The sequence below is a fragment of the Acidiphilium sp. PM genome (genome assembly GCF_000219295.1).
GTDB classification, from domain to species: Bacteria; Pseudomonadota; Alphaproteobacteria; order Acetobacterales; family Acetobacteraceae; genus Acidiphilium; species Acidiphilium multivorum.
The window spans coordinates 1-16,277 of the sequence record NZ_AFPR01000193.1 but is presented as its reverse complement, the minus strand read 5'-3'; the positions used below and the strand labels follow the sequence as shown (position 1 = coordinate 16,277).

At 68.3% G+C, this 16,277-nt stretch carries 12 protein-coding genes, 2 tRNA genes and 1 pseudogene; 13 read left to right on the top strand and 2 right to left on the bottom strand.

The genetic code is table 11. The features are described 5' to 3' along the window. Positions 1 to 259: 259 nt before the first annotated feature. The 9 genes from APM_RS09165 (at position 260) to APM_RS09125 (ending at position 10,337) form a co-directional block, all read left to right on the top strand. Positions 260 to 853, top strand: coding sequence for a F0F1 ATP synthase subunit delta (locus APM_RS09165; protein ID WP_007423086.1), 594 nt, complete (start codon positions 260 to 262; stop codon positions 851 to 853). Between the two features lies 1 nt (position 854). Continuing rightward, positions 855 to 2,387, top strand: a complete 1,533-nt coding sequence (gene atpA, locus APM_RS09160; protein ID WP_007423085.1) for a F0F1 ATP synthase subunit alpha — start codon at positions 855 to 857, stop codon at positions 2,385 to 2,387. A gap of 16 nt (positions 2,388 to 2,403) precedes the next feature. Then, entirely contained in the window at positions 2,404 to 3,294 is an 891-nt protein-coding gene (locus APM_RS09155) for a F0F1 ATP synthase subunit gamma (RefSeq protein WP_007423084.1), read from the top strand. Between the two features lie 19 nt (positions 3,295 to 3,313). Next, positions 3,314 to 4,744, top strand: coding sequence for a F0F1 ATP synthase subunit beta (atpD, locus tag APM_RS09150; protein WP_007423083.1), 1,431 nt, complete (start codon positions 3,314 to 3,316; stop codon positions 4,742 to 4,744). A gap of 4 nt (positions 4,745 to 4,748) precedes the next feature. Further along, positions 4,749 to 5,162, top strand: coding sequence for an ATP synthase F1 subunit epsilon (gene atpC, locus APM_RS09145; protein ID WP_007423082.1), 414 nt, complete (start codon positions 4,749 to 4,751; stop codon positions 5,160 to 5,162). Positions 5,163 to 5,238: 76 nt separating this feature from the next. Further along, the gene (locus APM_RS09140; protein WP_007423081.1) at positions 5,239 to 6,750 is read left to right on the top strand and encodes a malonyl-CoA decarboxylase; all 1,512 of its coding nucleotides are present in this window, start codon (positions 5,239 to 5,241) and stop codon (positions 6,748 to 6,750) included. 90 nt (positions 6,751 to 6,840) lie between these two features. Continuing rightward, on the top strand, positions 6,841 to 8,145 hold the full coding sequence (locus APM_RS09135) for an MFS transporter (RefSeq protein WP_007423080.1): 1,305 nt from the start codon (positions 6,841 to 6,843) through the stop codon (positions 8,143 to 8,145). 102 nt (positions 8,146 to 8,247) lie between these two features. Then, a complete protein-coding gene (shc, locus tag APM_RS09130; protein ID WP_007423079.1) occupies positions 8,248 to 10,197 on the top strand; it encodes a squalene--hopene cyclase in 1,950 nt (649 codons plus the stop codon). A 57-nt stretch (positions 10,198 to 10,254) separates the two neighbouring features. After that, positions 10,255 to 10,337: transfer RNA gene (locus tag APM_RS09125), tRNA-Leu, on the top strand. Between the two features lie 49 nt (positions 10,338 to 10,386). Here APM_RS09125 and prfB read toward each other — a convergent pair. Together prfB and APM_RS09115 are read right to left on the bottom strand one after the other, a co-directional pair. Further along, positions 10,387 to 11,518, bottom strand: a protein-coding gene (gene prfB, locus APM_RS09120) for a peptide chain release factor 2 (RefSeq protein ID WP_138919183.1) whose coding sequence is annotated in 2 segments (ribosomal slippage) — positions 10,387 to 11,448 and positions 11,450 to 11,518 — 1,131 coding nt in all. Because the reading frame shifts where the segments join, the coding sequence is not laid out codon by codon here. A gap of 44 nt (positions 11,519 to 11,562) precedes the next feature. Beyond that, entirely contained in the window at positions 11,563 to 14,190 is a 2,628-nt protein-coding gene (locus APM_RS09115) for a penicillin-binding protein 1A (protein ID WP_011942418.1), read from the bottom strand. 172 nt (positions 14,191 to 14,362) lie between these two features. Between APM_RS09115 and APM_RS09110 the strand changes: the two genes are divergently transcribed. From APM_RS09110 to APM_RS09100, 4 genes and pseudogenes are all read left to right on the top strand, one after another. Beyond that, a tRNA-Pro gene (locus APM_RS09110) sits at positions 14,363 to 14,439 on the top strand. Between the two features lie 127 nt (positions 14,440 to 14,566). Next, positions 14,567 to 15,433, top strand: a complete 867-nt coding sequence (locus APM_RS09105; protein ID WP_007423076.1) for an FkbM family methyltransferase — start codon at positions 14,567 to 14,569, stop codon at positions 15,431 to 15,433. Beyond that, positions 15,375 to 15,665, top strand: a pseudogene (locus APM_RS23105) (hypothetical protein); the annotation flags it as partial. The gene APM_RS09105 and the pseudogene APM_RS23105, both read left to right, overlap by 59 nt. A 106-nt stretch (positions 15,666 to 15,771) precedes the next feature. Then, on the top strand, positions 15,772 to 16,277 hold a 506-nt coding region (locus APM_RS09100; RefSeq protein WP_256379476.1), incomplete at its 3' end, for a CoA ester lyase.

Sequence of the window (16,277 nt, the reverse complement as noted above, 5' to 3'; positions counted from 1 at the left end):
GCGGTGCAGCCCGTGCTGCGCGCCTGGCTCGACCGTGCTCGCGCCGAGGGGCTGCCCCGCGCCGCGCGGATCGATATCGACATCGATCCGATCTCATTCCTGTGAGCGCATGCGTTGCGCGGCCGGGGGGCGTATGCTACTGGCGCGCATCGCTTGAAAAAGCGCACGGGAAGGCATGTCCGCACTCTGGCCGACAGGGCGCGGCGGGCCGGTCCGGGGTTGAAACGCAAGAACTGAGATCGAAAGCAGGGTCATACTGGTGTCGTCCGCCGTTTCCGCATCGCCGCAAGCCGCCTCCCCGCAGCAGGACCGGACATCCGGCCTGTCGGCCCGCTATGCGCGGGCGCTTTATGAACTCGCCGACGAACGCAAGCAGCTCGATGAAGTGGTCTCCGAAATGGCGGCACTGGGCCGGCTGTTCGCGGAAGACCCGTCGCTGCGCCGCCTGATCGCCAGCCGCTCGATCGACGCGCGCGAGGCCGGGCGCGCCATGGAACAGGTGCTCGCCAGCCAGGGCGTGTCCGATCTCGTCCGCAATTTCATCGGCACCGCCATCGCCAACCGCCGCCTGGCCGACCTGCCGTCGCTGGTCGCGGGATTTGCCGTCTATGTCGCGGAGAAGCGCGGCGTGGTCGCGGCCGACATCGCCTCGGCGCATCCGCTCACCGACACCCAGCGCGCCCAACTCACCGCCCGCCTCGCCGAGGCCGGCTACGGGCGCGTCACCATCCGCGAAACGGTCGACCCGTCGCTGCTCGGCGGGCTGACCGTGCGGATCGGATCGAAGCTTTACGACACCAGTTTGAAATCGCGCCTGCAACGCCTGCGCCATGTGATGAAGGGAGCCGCCTGATATGGAGATCCGCCCCGCCGAAATCTCCGAGATTCTGAAGAAGCAGATCGCGAGCTTCGACACCGAGACGGACGTCGCCGAAACCGGCCAGGTCCTGTCGGTCGGTGACGGCATCGCACGCGTGTTCGGCCTCGCAAACGTGATGGCCGGCGAGATGGTCGAGTTTCCGAATGCCGGCGTTCAGGGCATGGCGCTGAACCTCGAGAACGACAATGTCGGCGTCGTCGTCTTCGGCGACGACAAGGCGATCCGCGAGGGCGACACCGTCACCCGCACCCGCCGCATCGTCGACGTGCCGGTCGGCAAGGGCCTGCTCGGCCGCGTGGTCGACGCGCTCGGCAACCCGATCGACGGCAAGGGCCCGATCGAGGCGACCGAGCGCCGCCTGGTCGAGACCAAGGCGCCCGGCATCATCCCGCGCAAGTCGGTGCACGAGCCGATGCAGACCGGCGTGAAGTCGATCGACGCGCTGATCCCGATCGGCCGCGGCCAGCGCGAGCTGGTCATCGGCGACCGTCAGACCGGCAAGACCGCGATCATCGTCGACACCTTCATCAACCAGAAGCCGCTGAACGCGCAGGACGACGAGAGCAAGAAGCTCTACTGCATCTACGTCGCGGTCGGGCAGAAGCGCTCCACCGTCGCCCAGCTCGTGCGCACGCTCGAGGAAAACGGCGCGATGGAATACTCCATCGTCATCGCCGCCACCGCCTCCGAGCCGGCGCCGATGCAGTTCCTCGCCCCCTACACGGGCTGCGCGATGGGCGAGTATTTCCGCGACAACGGGATGCACGCGCTGATCGTCTATGACGATCTCTCGAAGCAGGCCGTCGCCTATCGCCAGATGTCGCTGCTGCTGCGCCGCCCGCCGGGACGCGAGGCCTATCCGGGCGACGTGTTCTACCTGCACTCGCGCCTGCTCGAGCGCGCCGCGAAGATGTCCGACGAGTTCGGCGCCGGCTCGCTGACCGCGCTGCCGGTCATCGAGACCCAGGCGGGCGACATCTCGGCCTATATCCCGACCAACGTGATCTCGATCACCGACGGGCAGATCTTCCTCGAGACCGAACTGTTCTTCAAGGGCATCCGCCCGGCGGTGAACGTCGGCAACTCGGTCTCGCGCGTCGGCTCGGCCGCGCAGATCAAGGCGATGAAGCAGGTCGCCGGCAAGATCAAGCTCGACCTCGCGCAGTATCGCGAGATGGCGGCCTTCGCGCAGTTCGCCTCGGATCTCGATGCCTCGACCCAGAAGCTGCTCGCCCGCGGCGCGCGCCTGACCGAGCTGCTCAAGCAGCCGCAGTTCAAGCCGCTGCCGGTGGAGGAGCAGGTGGTGTCGATCTTCGTCGGCACCCGCGGCTATCTCGACGAGGTGCCGGTCAACCGCATCGGCGATTTCGAGGCCCAGCTGATCTCCGAGATGAAGGCGCGTTCGCCGGAAATCCTCGACTCGATCCGCAACGACCGCGAAATCAAGAAGGAGACCGAGACGAAGCTCGTCGACTTCGTCAAGTCCTTCGCCTCCAGCTTCGCGTAAGCGGCGGTCGGCACAGATGGCCAGCCTGAAAGCCCTCCGGAACCGGATCGCCAGCGTCAAGTCGACGCAGAAGATCACCAAGGCGATGAAAATGGTCGCCGCCGCCAAGCTGCGCCGCGCCCAGGCGCAGGCCGAGGCGGCGCGCCCCTACGCCACGCGGATGGCGGCGATGATGGGCGCCCTCGCCGAGGGGGCTGCGGAAAACCCGAACGCGCCGGCGCTGCTCGTCGGCAACGGGGCGGACCGCACGCATCTCATCGTCGTCGTGAGCGCCGATCGCGGCCTCGCCGGACCGTTCAACGCCTCGATCAACCGCGCCGCCCGGGCGCGGGCGCGCAAGCTGGAGGCCGAGGGCAAGCAGGTCCGGCTGTTCACGGTCGGCCGCAAGGGGCGCGACTTCTTCCGCCGCGACATGCGCGAGAAGATCATCGGCGAGGCGAATTTCGTCGGCAAGAAGACGATCGAGTTCGCCGACGCGGAAGCGATCGCCAACCAGATCATCGCCGCGTTCAACGACGGCAAGTTCGACGTCTGCACGCTGATGTTCAACCGCTTCGTCTCGGTGATGTCGCAGGTGCCGAGCGAAACGCCGCTGATCCCGGCGAGCGCCGGCCAGGCCGCGAACGACAATGCCGGTTCGGACCAGCCCGCCGGCGACTACGAGATCGAGCCGGATGACGGCACGCTGCTCGACCGTCTGCTGCCGCGCAACCTCGCGGTGCAGATTTACAGCGCGCTGCTCGAATCCGCCGCCGGCGAACAGGGCGCGCGCATGACCGCGATGGACAACGCGACGCGCAATGCGGGCGAGATGATCAACCGTCTCACGCTGAACTACAACCGCACCCGTCAGGCGAACATCACCAAGGAACTGATCGAGATCATTTCCGGCGCGGAAGCGCTCTGAGGCTTAGGGAATTACGCATATGGCAAAGAACGTTACCGGCCGCATCACGCAGATCATGGGCCCCGTGGTCGACGTGCAGTTCGAGGGCGAGCTGCCCTACATCCTCAACGCGCTGGAAACCAGGGTGGGCGACCGCCGGCTGGTGCTTGAAGTCGCGCAGGAAATCGGCGAGCGCACCGTCCGCTGCATCGCGATGGACAGCACCGACGGTCTCGCCCGCGGCGACGAGGTGCGCGACACCGGCGAGGCGATCGCCGTTCCCGTCGGCCCGGAGACCCTTGGCCGCATCCTCAACGTGATCGGCGAGCCGATCGACGAGCGCGGGCCGATCCCGACCACCCGCACCGCGCCGATCCACCGCCAGGCGCCGAGCTTCGACGAGCAGGCCACCTCGGCCGAGATCCTCGTCACCGGCATCAAGGTCGTCGACCTGCTCGCCCCCTACCTGAAGGGCGGCAAGATCGGCCTGTTCGGCGGCGCCGGCGTGGGCAAGACCGTGCTCATCCAGGAACTGATCAACAACATCGCCAAGGGCCACGGCGGCGTCTCGGTCTTCGCCGGGGTCGGCGAGCGCACCCGCGAGGGCAACGACCTCTACCACGAGATGATCGACGCCGGCGTCATCAAGCTCGGCGAGGGCACCACCGAAGGCTCCAAGGTGGCGCTGGTCTATGGCCAGATGAACGAGCCGCCGGGTGCGCGCATGCGCGTCGGCCTCTCCGGCCTGACCATGGCGGAATATTTCCGCGACGAGGAAGGCCAGGACGTGCTGTTCTTCGTCGACAACATCTTCCGCTTCACCCAGGCGGGCGCCGAGGTCTCGGCGCTGCTCGGCCGCATCCCCTCCGCGGTGGGCTACCAGCCGACGCTCGCGACCGACATGGGCGCGCTGCAGGAGCGCATCACCTCGACCAAGAAGGGCTCGATCACCTCGGTCCAGGCCATCTACGTCCCGGCCGACGACCTGACCGACCCGGCGCCGGCCACCTCCTTCTCGCATCTCGACGCGACGACGACGCTGAACCGCGCCATCGCGGAAAAGGGCATCTATCCGGCGGTCGACCCGCTGGACAGCACCTCCCGCGCGCTCGACCCGCGCATCGTCGGCGAGGAGCACTACAACGTCGCCCGCGAGGTGCAGCGCATCCTGCAGAGCTACAAGTCGCTGCAGGACATCATCGCGATCCTGGGCATGGACGAGCTGTCGGAAGACGACAAGCTCACCGTCGCCCGCGCCCGCAAGATCGAGCGCTTCCTCTCGCAGCCCTTCCACGTCGCCGAGGTGTTCACCGGCTCGCCGGGCATCTTCGTGCCGGTGGAAGACACGGTGCGCAGCTTCAAGGCGATCTGCGCCGGCGAATACGACCATCTGCCGGAAGCCGCCTTCTACATGGTCGGCACCATCGAGGACGCGGTGAAGAAGGCCGAGTCCCTGAACGCGACGGCCTGATCCCATGACCGTCGCGCTCGAAATCATCAGCCCGGAGCGGCTCCTGCTCGCCCGGCCGGTCAGCATGGTGGTGATCCCCGGCACCGAGGGCGACCTCGGTGTCCTGCCGGGCCATTCGAAGATGATCACCTCGCTGCGCGGCGGCCTGATCGACCTTTACGAGGACGAGAAGCTGGTCGACCGTTTCTTCGTCTCCGGCGGCTTCGCCCAGATCACCGAAGAGCGCTGCACCGTGCTCGCCGATGCGATCACCAAGCTCGCCGAAATCGATCCGCTCAAGGCGGCCGACGAACTCGCCGCCGCCGAAGCGGCCTGGCGCGAAACCGATGACGCGGACGAGATCGCCTGGCGCGATGCGTCCGACCGTCTGATCACCGCGCAGGCGCGGGTCGACGCCCTCGCCACGCACGGAAACTGAGTCCGCACCGCTCCTCGGTTCCAACCCCTGCGGCAATCCGGTATCATCCGGTGTCGATTGCCGCAGGAGTTCCGAGATGTCCGCCACGTCCCCCCTTTCGCACGATCGCCCCAACCGCTCCTGGCTTGAACGCCTCTGGTCGTCGATCGCCGAGCACGGGCGCGTCTTCGTCAATCTGCCGAATGACGATCTTCCCTCGCGCGAGCGGGCGGAGCTTCTGGCCGATGCCCTGCTGGGCGGGCGTGGCGAAGCCTCCGGCGCGGCCCTCGCTGCTGCCCTGCTCGGCACGCTGCGCGGCCTCGCGCCGCATGAGCGGATCACGTTCTGCGAATTCCTCGCCACCGGCTTCGAGCCGGACGCGGACCGCCTCCAGGACGCCGCCCGCGCCTATCTGGGATCGCCCGACGCGGCCACCGCCGCCGCCCTCGCCACAGCCGCCGAGCCGCCCCGCCAGGAACTCCTGCGCCGGATGAACATGGCGCCCGGCGGCACCGGCGCGCTGATCGACATGCGCCGGGAGGTGCTGGCCGAACTGCCGAAACGCCCGAGCCTTGCTCCGCTCGATTCCGACCTTCGGCACCTCTTCGCATCCTGGTTCAACCGCGGCTTCCTGGAGCTCCGCCGGATCGACTGGCGCACCCCGGCCTTCATTCTCGAAAAGCTCATCGCCTACGAGGCGGTGCACGAAATCCAGGGCTGGGACGACCTGCGCCGCCGCCTCGCCCCCGATCGCCGCTGCTTCGCCTTCTTCCATCCCGCCCTGCCGGACGAGCCGCTGATCTTCGTCGAGGTCGCGCTGGTCAAGGGGCTGGCCGAGGCGATCGGCCCGCTGCTGGCCCCGGCCGCCGACGATGATGCCGCCGAGCATGCCCAGCAGGATGCCGCAGCACGGGCAAATACGGCGATCTTCTATTCGATATCGAACTGCCAGGAGGGCCTGCGCGGCATCTCCTTCGGCAATTTCCTGATCAAGCAGGTCGTTGCCGAACTCCAGTCCGAACTGGCAAACCTGCGGAAATTCTCGACCCTGTCCCCCGTTCCCGGCCTGCGCCGCGCCATCCGCGCGGTGCTGGACTCGCCCTCCGCCCCGCTGCTTGCCGCCGAGGAGCGCGAGGCGATCGGCCGTGCGCTCGGCACTGCCCCGGCGGCCGATACCTCCGCCGAAGGCGACGCCAATCTGCTCAAATCGATTCTCGAGGACCGCCCATGGTGGACCGAAGCGCCGCTCGCCGCGGCGTTGCGCGGCCCCCTGCTGCGCCTCGCCGCGCTCTATCTGACCGGCGCCTGGCGCGCGAACGGCGTTCCGGCCGCCGCCCGGCCCGACCCGGTGGCCCGCTTCCATCTCGGCAATGGCGCGCGTCTCGAACGGATCAACTGGCTCGGCAACACGAGTCCGCGTGGCATCGCCGAGTCGTTCGGCGTGATGGTGAACTATCTCTACGATCCCGATGCGATCGAGGCGCGGCACGAAGCCTATCTGCGCGACGGAACGGTGGCGCGGGCCGCCGCGGTCGACCAGCTGATGGCGCCGCCGGGCCAGTCCTGGCTGGCCCGGCGCACGCGCGGGCTCATCACCACCGAAAGCTGATTTGGCGAATCGTTCCCATGCGTCCATAAAAAAATAACTGGACAGAAAGCTCTGCCGGAATCTCCGATTCCGGCACGCGGGAGGAACGGAATGAACGATTTCGGCACGGCCGCGCCTGGTGGCGCGCGCGCGAGAACCAGCCTCAACCGGCAGCAGATCGCCGGGTTCTGGGGCGCCTGGTTCGGTTGGATGCTCGACGGGATGGACAGCGTGATCTACGCGCTGGTTCTGGCCCCGGCGCTCACCGAGCTGCTGCCCCACTCCGGCATCAAGCCCACCCCGGCGAATATCGGCGAGATCGGCTCCATCCTGTTCGCCGTCTTTCTGGTCGGCTGGGGCTTTTCGTTCCTCTGGGGCCCGATCGCCGACCGGTTCGGCCGCCGCAACGCGCTCGCCGCCACCATCATGCTCTACGCGGTTTTCACCGGGGCCGCGGCATTGTCGCAAAACATCTGGGAGCTCGGCCTGTTCCGCCTGATCGCCGGCATCGGCATCGGCGGCGAATGGGCGATGGCCGGCACCTATGTCGCCGAGGCGTGGCCGGAGGACCGGCGCAAGATGGGCGCCGGACTGCTGCAGACAGGCTATTATTTCGGCTTCTTCGCCGCCGCCGCGCTCAATTTCACCGTGGGCGCAAGCCTTGGCTGGCGGGCGATGTTCCTCTGCGGCATGGTCCCCGTCATCATCTCGATCCTGATCCTGCTCGGCGTGAAGGAGACGGGGAAATGGGAACGCCACCACGCCGGCCGCGACACCCATCCCCTCGTCGCCATCTTCGCGCCCGCCTACCGGCGCCAGACCATCGTGATGTCGGTGCTGCTCACGGTCGCCATCATCGGGCTCTGGGCCGGCGCGGTCTATGAACCGAGCGCGATCATCATCCTCGCGAAGGCCGCCGGCATGCCGATCAAGGCGGCGATCCACATGGCCTCCTTCGGCACCGGCATCCTTTCCATCGGCACCATCCTCGGCTGCATCGCCCTGCCGATCATGGCCGAGCGCTGGGGACGGCGGCCGACGCTCTCGATCTATTTCGCGGTGATGTTCATCACCATCATCCTCGCCTTCGGCTGGGCGTTCTACCTGCCCGCCGGCCATGCCCTGCCGGCCTTCCTGACCGTCCTGTTCTTCCTCGGTTTCGGCGGCGGCAACTTCGCGATGTTCAGTCTCTGGCTGCCGGAACTCTATCCGACCGAAATCCGCGCCACCGCCTTCGCCTTCTGCACCTCGATCGGCCGCTTCGCCGGCGCCGTGGTCAACTTCATCCTCGCGGGGGCGGTGAAGGGCATGGGAACGCTGGGCACGCCGGTCGCGATCACCGCCGTCGCCTTCGCGATCGGGCTGCTGATCGTCCCCTTCGGCCGCGAAACGCGCGGCCAGACCCTGCCCGACTGAACGGCTCCGCAGGGCGCGGGAGACCGGCGCAAGCCGCATCCCGGCCCTGCCCTATCCGCAGGATACTAGGCGCGGCGAAGCAAAATCGCATATACGGGGGCAATGTTCGATACGATTTCCTTCGATTTCGATGCCCTCGACCAGGCGATCAGCCGCGCCCACGCGCGGCTTTCGGCGGAACAGCGCGCGGACGGCCATTACGTCTACGAACTCGAGGCCGACGCGACGATCCCCGCCGAATACGTCCTGCTCGAACATTTCCTCGACCGGATCGACCCCGAGCTTGAAGCGCGCATCGGCGTGTTCCTGCGCGGCATCCAGGGCAATTCGCCGCAGAATCCCGGCGGCTGGCCGCTCTTCCATGACGGGGCGATGGACATTTCGGCCAGCGTGAAGGCCTATTTCGCGCTGAAGGCGATCGGCGACGACCCGGACGCCCCGCACATGCGCCGCGCCCGCGAAGCCATACTCGCCCGCGGCGGGGCGGCGCGCACCAATGTGTTCACCCGCATCCAGCTCGCGCTGTTCGGCGCCGTCCCCTGGCGGGCCTGCCCGGTCATGCCGGTCGAGATCATGCTGCTGCCGGACTGGTTCCCGATCACCATCTGGAAGATCAGCTACTGGTCGCGCACCGTCATAGCACCTCTGCTGGTGCTGCTGACCGAGCGCCCCATCGCGCGCAACCCGCGCAACGTGCGGATCGACGAGCTGTTCGTCACCCCGCCCGATCAGGTGACCGACTATATCCGCGGCCCCTACCGCTCGAACTGGGGCTACCTGTTCAAGGCGATCGATTCGGCGCTGCGCCCGCTCGAGCGGCATTTCCCCGCCCGCAGCCGCAAGCGCGCGATCCAGGCGGCGATCGACTTCATCACCCCGCGCCTGAACGGCGAGGACGGGCTGGGCGCCATCTACCCGGCCATGGCCAACACGGTGATGATGTATCACACGCTCGGCTACAGCCCCGACCACCCGGATTACGCGACGGCCTGGGCCTCGGTCCGCAAGCTGGTGACCGATGCCTCCTACCGTTTCGAGGGGGCGAGCTATGTGCAGCCCTGCCTCTCCCCGGTCTGGGACACCTCGCTGGCCGCCCACGCCCTCGCCGAGGCCGGCAGCCCCGGCGATGCCCAACTCGCCGCCGCCTGCGACTGGCTGATCCCCCGCCAGATCCTCGACGTGAAGGGCGACTGGGCCTATCGCAAGCCCGACGCCCCGCCCGGCGGCTGGGCCTTCCAGTACAACAACGCGCACTACCCCGACGTGGACGATACCGCCGTGGTCGGCATGATCCTCGACCGCAACGGCGATCCCGCCCATCGCGAGGCGGTGGAACGCGCCCGGCAATGGATCCTCGGCATGCAGAGCCGCTCCGGCGGCTGGGGCGCCTTCGATTCGGACAACGAGTTCCACTATCTCAACCACATCCCCTTCGCCGATCACGGCGCCCTGCTCGACCCGCCGACGGCGGACGTCACCGCCCGCTGCATCTCCTTCCTCGCCCAGCTCGGCCACGCGGAAGATCGCCCGGCGATCGAGCGCGGCGTCGCCTATCTGCGCCGCGAGCAGGAACAGGACGGCTCCTGGTTCGGCCGCTGGGGCACGAACTACATCTACGGCACCTGGTCTTCGCTCTGCGCGCTGAACGCCGCCGGCGTGGCGCAGGACGACCCGATGATGGTCCGCGCCGTCGAATGGCTGCTCGCCCGCCAGCGGCCGGATGGCGGCTGGGGCGAGGATTGCGAGACCTACGCCCACGCGAAGCCCGGCGAGTATCACGAAAGCCTGCCCTCGCAGACCGCCTGGGCGCTGCTCGGTCTGATGGCCGCCGGCCAGGCCGAGCACGAGGCCGTCGCCCGCGGCATCGCCTGGCTGCAATCGGTGCAGGAGGACGACGGCTCGTGGACCGAACAGCCCTATAACGCGGTCGGTTTCCCGCGGGTGTTCTACCTGCGCTACCACGGCTATCCACGGTTCTTCCCGCTGCTGGCGATGGCGCGCTACCGCAACCTCGCCCGCGGCAACAGCCGGCAGGTGCAGTTCGGATTCTGACCTGCCCACCGGGCGCTTGCCCGACGCGCCCGCGCCGTGGCAGGAACGGTTCGCCACGCGGATGTGGCGGAATGGTAGACGTAGCAGACTTAAAATCTGTTGCCCGTCAGGGCGTGCGGGTTCAAGTCCCGCCATCCGCATTCAGCCCGTCTCCCGAAGCGGCGGCAGAGCCCGCCGCTTCGGGCCGGTTCACTCGGCCTGGGCCGACGCCTCGCTGCGGGTCGCCCCCACGCGGGAGGCGAGCGATGCGGCCATGAACGCGTCGAGATCGCCGTTCAGCACCGCGTCCGGATTGCCGCTTTCAAAGTTGGTCCGCAGATCCTTCACGAGCTGGTAGGGTGCGAGCACGTAGGAGCGGATCTGGTGCCCCCAGCCGATGTCGCGCTTCGCGCTTTCCGAGGCCGCGGCGGCCTCCTCGCGCTTCTGCAGCTCCATCTCGTAGAGGCGGGATTTCAGCATCTCCATCGCGGTGGCGCGGTTGCGGTGCTGGCTGCGGTCGTTCTGGCAGGCGACGATGATGCCGGAGGGGACGTGGGTGATGCGGATCGCGCTCTCGGTCTTGTTGACGTGCTGGCCGCCGGCGCCGGAGGCGCGGAACGTGTCAACCTTCAGGTCGGCCGGGTTGATCTCGACCTCGATCGAATCGTCGACCACCGGATAGACCCAGACGCTGGCGAAACTGGTCTGCCGCCGCGCATTGGCGTCGAAGGGTGAGATCCGCACCAGCCGATGCACCCCGGCCTCGGTCTTCAGCCAGCCATAGGCGTTCATGCCGGAGACCTGGATGGTGGCGGACTTGATGCCCGCCTGCTCGCCCTCGGATTCCTCGAGCATCGTCACCTTGTAGCCGTGCTGCTCGGCCCAGCGGGTGTACATGCGCAGCAGCATCTCGGCCCAGTCCTGCGCCTCGGTGCCGCCGGCGCCGGCATTCACCTCGAGATAGCAGTCATTGCCGTCGGCCTCGCCGGCGAGCAGGCTCTCGATCTCGCGGCGCTTGGCCTCCTCGGAGATGCGGCGCAGCGCCGCCTCGGCCTCGGCGAGCACCGACTGGTCGCCCTCCGCCTCGGCGAGTTCGGCGAGGGTGAGCGCATCCTCGGTCTCGCGCTCGATCGTGTGCACCGCCTCGGTCTGGGTCGCGAGGCGGTTGCGCTCGCGCAGCATCGCCTGGGCGGCGTCGGCATTGTCCCACAGCGCCGGGTCCTCGGCGCGGGCGTTCAGTTCCTCGAGTTTGCGAAGGGCGGCATCCCAGTCAAAGATGCCTCCTCAGCAGGGCCACGCTTTGCGTGATCTGCTCGGCGAGCGATTGGGTTTCGGCAGACATTCTCTCTTCTCTTCAGATTCTGTCGGGATGATTTCCAAACCCGGTCAATACAGCCCGCCCAGCGATTTGTCGACATTGCCGGACGGCGCCGGCGCCCCGCCCGAAGGGGTCTGGCCATCCGGCGCCGGGCTGAAATCGTGCGACCCGGTCGACGGCGTCGTGTTCGCGAAGGCGCCGCCGAGATTCAGCGGATCGTCGGCGACGAGCCCGGGGTTGGACTGCGCGCCCGGCGTCTGGCCCGGCTTGAATGCCTCTTCCACCGTCTCGTCGCGGAACGTCACCTTGTGCAGCGTGATGCCCGGCGGCGGCTTGAACGGAATCACCGGCTGGTTCTTGAGCGCGACCTTCATGTACTGGTTCCAGGCCGGGCCGCAGACATTGCCGCCAGTCTGGTTGACGCCGAGATCCCTCGGCTTGTCGAAGCCGATCCAGCATCCCGTCACCATCTGTGGCACGAAGCCGATGAACCAGGCGTCGTTGAAATTGTTGGTCGTGCCGGTCTTGCCGGCGATCGGCCGCTTCAGCCCCTTCACCGCCGGCACGCCGGTGCCGTATTCGGCCACGTTCCGCATCATCATGATGACCTGATAGACGCTGTCCGGATTGGCGAGCCGCGCGCCCGGCCGGTTCAGGATCGGCGGTTGCTGCGCCGAACCGTCCATGCAGTTGGCGCAGGACTGGTCCGGCGCCTGGTACAGGATGTGCCCGTCCGGCGCGGTCACGCTGTCGATGAGCGAGGGCTGCACCTTGCGCCCGTATTCGTCGAGCGCGGCATAGCCGCGGACCATGCGCCACAGCGTGGTGTCGAGCGCGCCGATCGCCGCCGGATAGATCAGCGGCGCGTGCTTCACCACGCCGAATTTCTTGAAATTGGCGATCACGTTGGGCAGCCCGACCCGCCGCACCAGATGCAGCGTGGCCAGGTTGAGCGACTCCTGGATCGCGTAGAACACCGGCACCGGGCCCTGGAAGGAATTCTCGTAATTGCCCGGCCGGTAGATCTGCCCGTCCGACAGGCGCTGGATGAACGGCGCGTCGAGAATCGTCGCATCCGGCTGAACGCCCGCCTGCATCGCGGTCAGATAGTCGAACGGCTTGACGCTGGAGCCGGGCTGCCGATGCGCCTGGATCGCGCGGTTATAGGGGCTGAGCCGGTTGCTCCAGCCGCCGACCATGGCAAGCACCCGCCCGGTCTGCGGGTCGAGGCTGAGCATCGCCCCCTCGACCTTCGGCACCTGCTCGAGCGAGACCGTCCCGCCCTTGTCCGGCTTGGGCTCGATCATGATCACATCGCCCGGCTTGAGCATCTGCGCCATGTTGCGCAGCAGCGGCCCGGGACGGCCGTGGATCATCGGCCGCCCCCACTGGATCGCCGCCAGGGTGAGCGTGCCGGTATGCGCCTCCGACGGCGAGTCGCCGTCGAGCCAGCCGATTCGCGCGCGCTGCGCGGTCTCGCTGATCACCACGCCGAGACGCCAGGAGGCGATGAGCCCCTTCGGCGTGTCCTGCCGCGCCAGCGCCCGCGCCCAGCCGGCGGCCAGTTCCCCGGCGCCGATATGCCCGACCGGGCCGTGATAGACGCCGAATTCGTGGTCGTACGACACGAGCCGGTCGCGCATCGCCCGCGTCGCCGCCGCCTGCAGCTTCGGATCGAGGCTGGTGCGGACGATGAGCCCGCCCTCCATCGCCGTCTTGCGGCCGAACATGCGGACCAGCTGCGTCTCCACCGCGCCGACGAAATAGCCCGCGCCGGGAATCGACGCCGGCCCGGCAGCCGCCTTTGGCACCAGCGGCGCGGCGAGTGCCTCGCGCGCCTGCGCCGCGGTGATGAACCCGTCCGCCTGCATCTGCCCGATCACCCAGTCCCGCCGGTCGCGGGCGCGCTTGGGGTGAAGGAAGGGGTTGTAATTGGTCGGCGCCTTCGGCAGGCCGCCGAGCATCGCCGCCTCGGCAACGGTCAGCTGCGACAGCGGCTTGTCGAAATAGGCCTGCGCCGCCGCGGCCACGCCCCAGCTGTCCTGGCCGAGGAAGATCTCGTTCAGATACAGGGTCAGGATCTGCTTCTTCGACATCGCCCGGTTGACCCGGACGGCGAGGATCGCCTCCTTGATCTTGCGGGTGAAGTCGATCCGGTTGTCGAGCAGCATGTTCTTGACCACCTGCATCGTGATGGTCGAGGCGCCGAGCGGGCGCTCATGGCTGCCGATCCGGGTCAGGTCGACCACGCCGGCGCGGACGATGGCCAGCGGGTCGATTCCCGGCTCGGTCCAGAAATTCTTGTCCTCGGCCGCGATGAACGCATCGGCGACCAGCGGCGGAATCCGGTCGTAGGGCACATAGATCCGGTGCTGCGTGCCCAGCGCGCCGATCAGGCGGAAATTCTCGGCGTAGATCCGGGTTTCGAGCGGCGGCTCGTAATGGCGCAGCCGGTCCACGCCGGGCAGGCCGCTGCTGAAATAGAAGAACAGCCCGCCGCCCACGAGAACGCCGCCCACCATCCCGACCAGCGCCAGGCGATAGAGGCCACGCACGAACATCCCGCCCGCAACGCCGGCAAGGCCGGGGCGCTTCCTGGGGGCAGGCTTGCCGCCACGCTTGGGAGGAGTGGGGCCGGCACGGCGCCGCGAATCGGATTTGGCCAGCCGCTCGCCGGCTTTCAGAGGTCGAGACATGGCGGCTCCATAGCACCCAATCTGCAAGATCGCGAATAATCGGGGCGGGATGCTGTGGTTAAATCTCGTCAACGCAATGGTGGCCCTGCGTCACTTTCCGTCGCCGCGCACGGCAGAAACGCGCCGCCGGAGCCTTGCCTATCCCGCCTCCCTTGGCTATAGGCCGCGTCATCGGAGTGTAGCTCAGCCTGGTAGAGCACTGTGTTCGGGACGCAGGGGCCGGAGGTTCGAATCCTCTCACTCCGACCATCCGGTCAAAATGCCGTGCGGTCCCGGTGGCCCTACCACCAATGAGCGAGATCGGGATACTTAAGCCCGTCTTGCTGACGCCGCAGGCGGATGGGATCGTCCCGCGACACCATCCGGGACCCTCGCGATGTCGATCAGGACCTTCACCCCCCTGCGTCAGACGATCCGCGCCTATTCGGCGCTGCTGAACATCAGCGACAAGATTTCATCCATCGAGGCCGCGATGGGCGTGCCCAAAGCGGCCCCCCGGCCCCGGTCGAAATTCGATATCCACGACCGCCAGGGCCTCACGCTCCTGCTCGACCGCGGCTCGATCGTCGACCGCGCCCTGATCGACAGCGATGCATGGGAGCGCGAGCAGCTCGACTATCTCTTCCACCTCGCCCGCCGCGCCGGCCGCATCGGTTCCATGACATTCGTCGATGTGGGTGCCTATTTCGGCCTCTATTCGCTCCTCGCCCTGCGCACCGGCCTGTTCGACCGGATCCACGCCTTCGAGGCCGACCGCGACAACTTCGCCCAGCTGCAGGCCAACCTGCTGCTGAACGACGCAACGCACGCGATCACCGCCGCCAACATGGCCGTGACCGATACAACCGGCACCATCCGCTTCCGCGACAGCCGGACGCATCCGGACGGCAACCGCGCCGGCGTCGGCATCCTCGATGACGGCGCCGACTCCTACCCGGTGCCCGCGACCACCATCGATGCCGCGCTCCAGGCAACCGGCGCGGTCATCGTGATGAAGATCGATGTCGAAGGCCACGAGGCGCGCGTCCTCAAAGGCATGGAGCGGACGTTGCGCAACAACAGGGTCATCATGCAGGTCGAGATCTACGAGGCCCAGAACGACGTCTCGCTGGCCGAAATCGCCCGCCTCGGCCTGCGCCGGCTCAACACCATCTACCCCGACCACTACTTCACCAACATGACCGATGCCGAACTCGATCTCTCGGTGCCGGCGCGGCCGGACCAGACGGCGATGGCCATCTGACGCCGCTCCCGCGCATTCCCCGGCGCGACGCATTGACCCCGCGCGCCGGCTCTCTAACCTGCGGCATCCAGCCGAACCGGAGACGCCGCTTGCCCGCCTTCCGCCCCTGCACCCCACCCGCCCCGCGCGCCGGATCGCCCGCATGAGCGCCGGCGGTCTCGCCCTGCTCTTCGTCCCGGCGGACCGGCCGGAACGCTTCGCCAGGGCCGCCGCCTCCGGCGCCGATTCGATCATCATCGACCTCGAGGACGCGGTCGCCCCCGCGGCGAAGTCCGCCGCCCGCGCCGCCCTCGCCGCCCCGGGCGCGCTGCCCGGCGGGATCGAGATTTTCCTTGCGGGTGAACGCCGCCGGCACGCCCTGGCACGCGGAGGATCTCGCCTGCGCCGCGCGCCTGCCCCTTGCCGGGATCGTGCTGCCCAAGGCGGAAGCGCCGGAGCGGATCGCCGCGGTTTCGCAAGCCGCCGGCGGCCCTCCGGTCATCGCCCTGATCGAGACCGCGCGCGGCCTCGCCGAGGCGCGCCGCCTCGCCGCCGCCGGGGTTGCGCGGCTTGCGTTCGGCTCGATCGATTTCTGCGCCGATCTCGGCGCCGCGCACACGCGCGAGGCCCTGCTCCACGCCCGCGCGGAACTCGTGCTCGCCGCCCGCCTCGCCGCCCTGCCGCCGCCGATCGACGGCGTCACCACCGCGATCGACGATGAAGCCGCGATCGAGGACGACGCCCGCCACGCCGCCAGCCTCGGCTTCGGCGGCAAGCTCTGCATCCACCCGCGCCAGATCGCGCCGGCCCGGCAGGGCTTCCGCCCGTCGGCGGCGGAACTCGCCTGGGCGCAGCGGATTCTCGC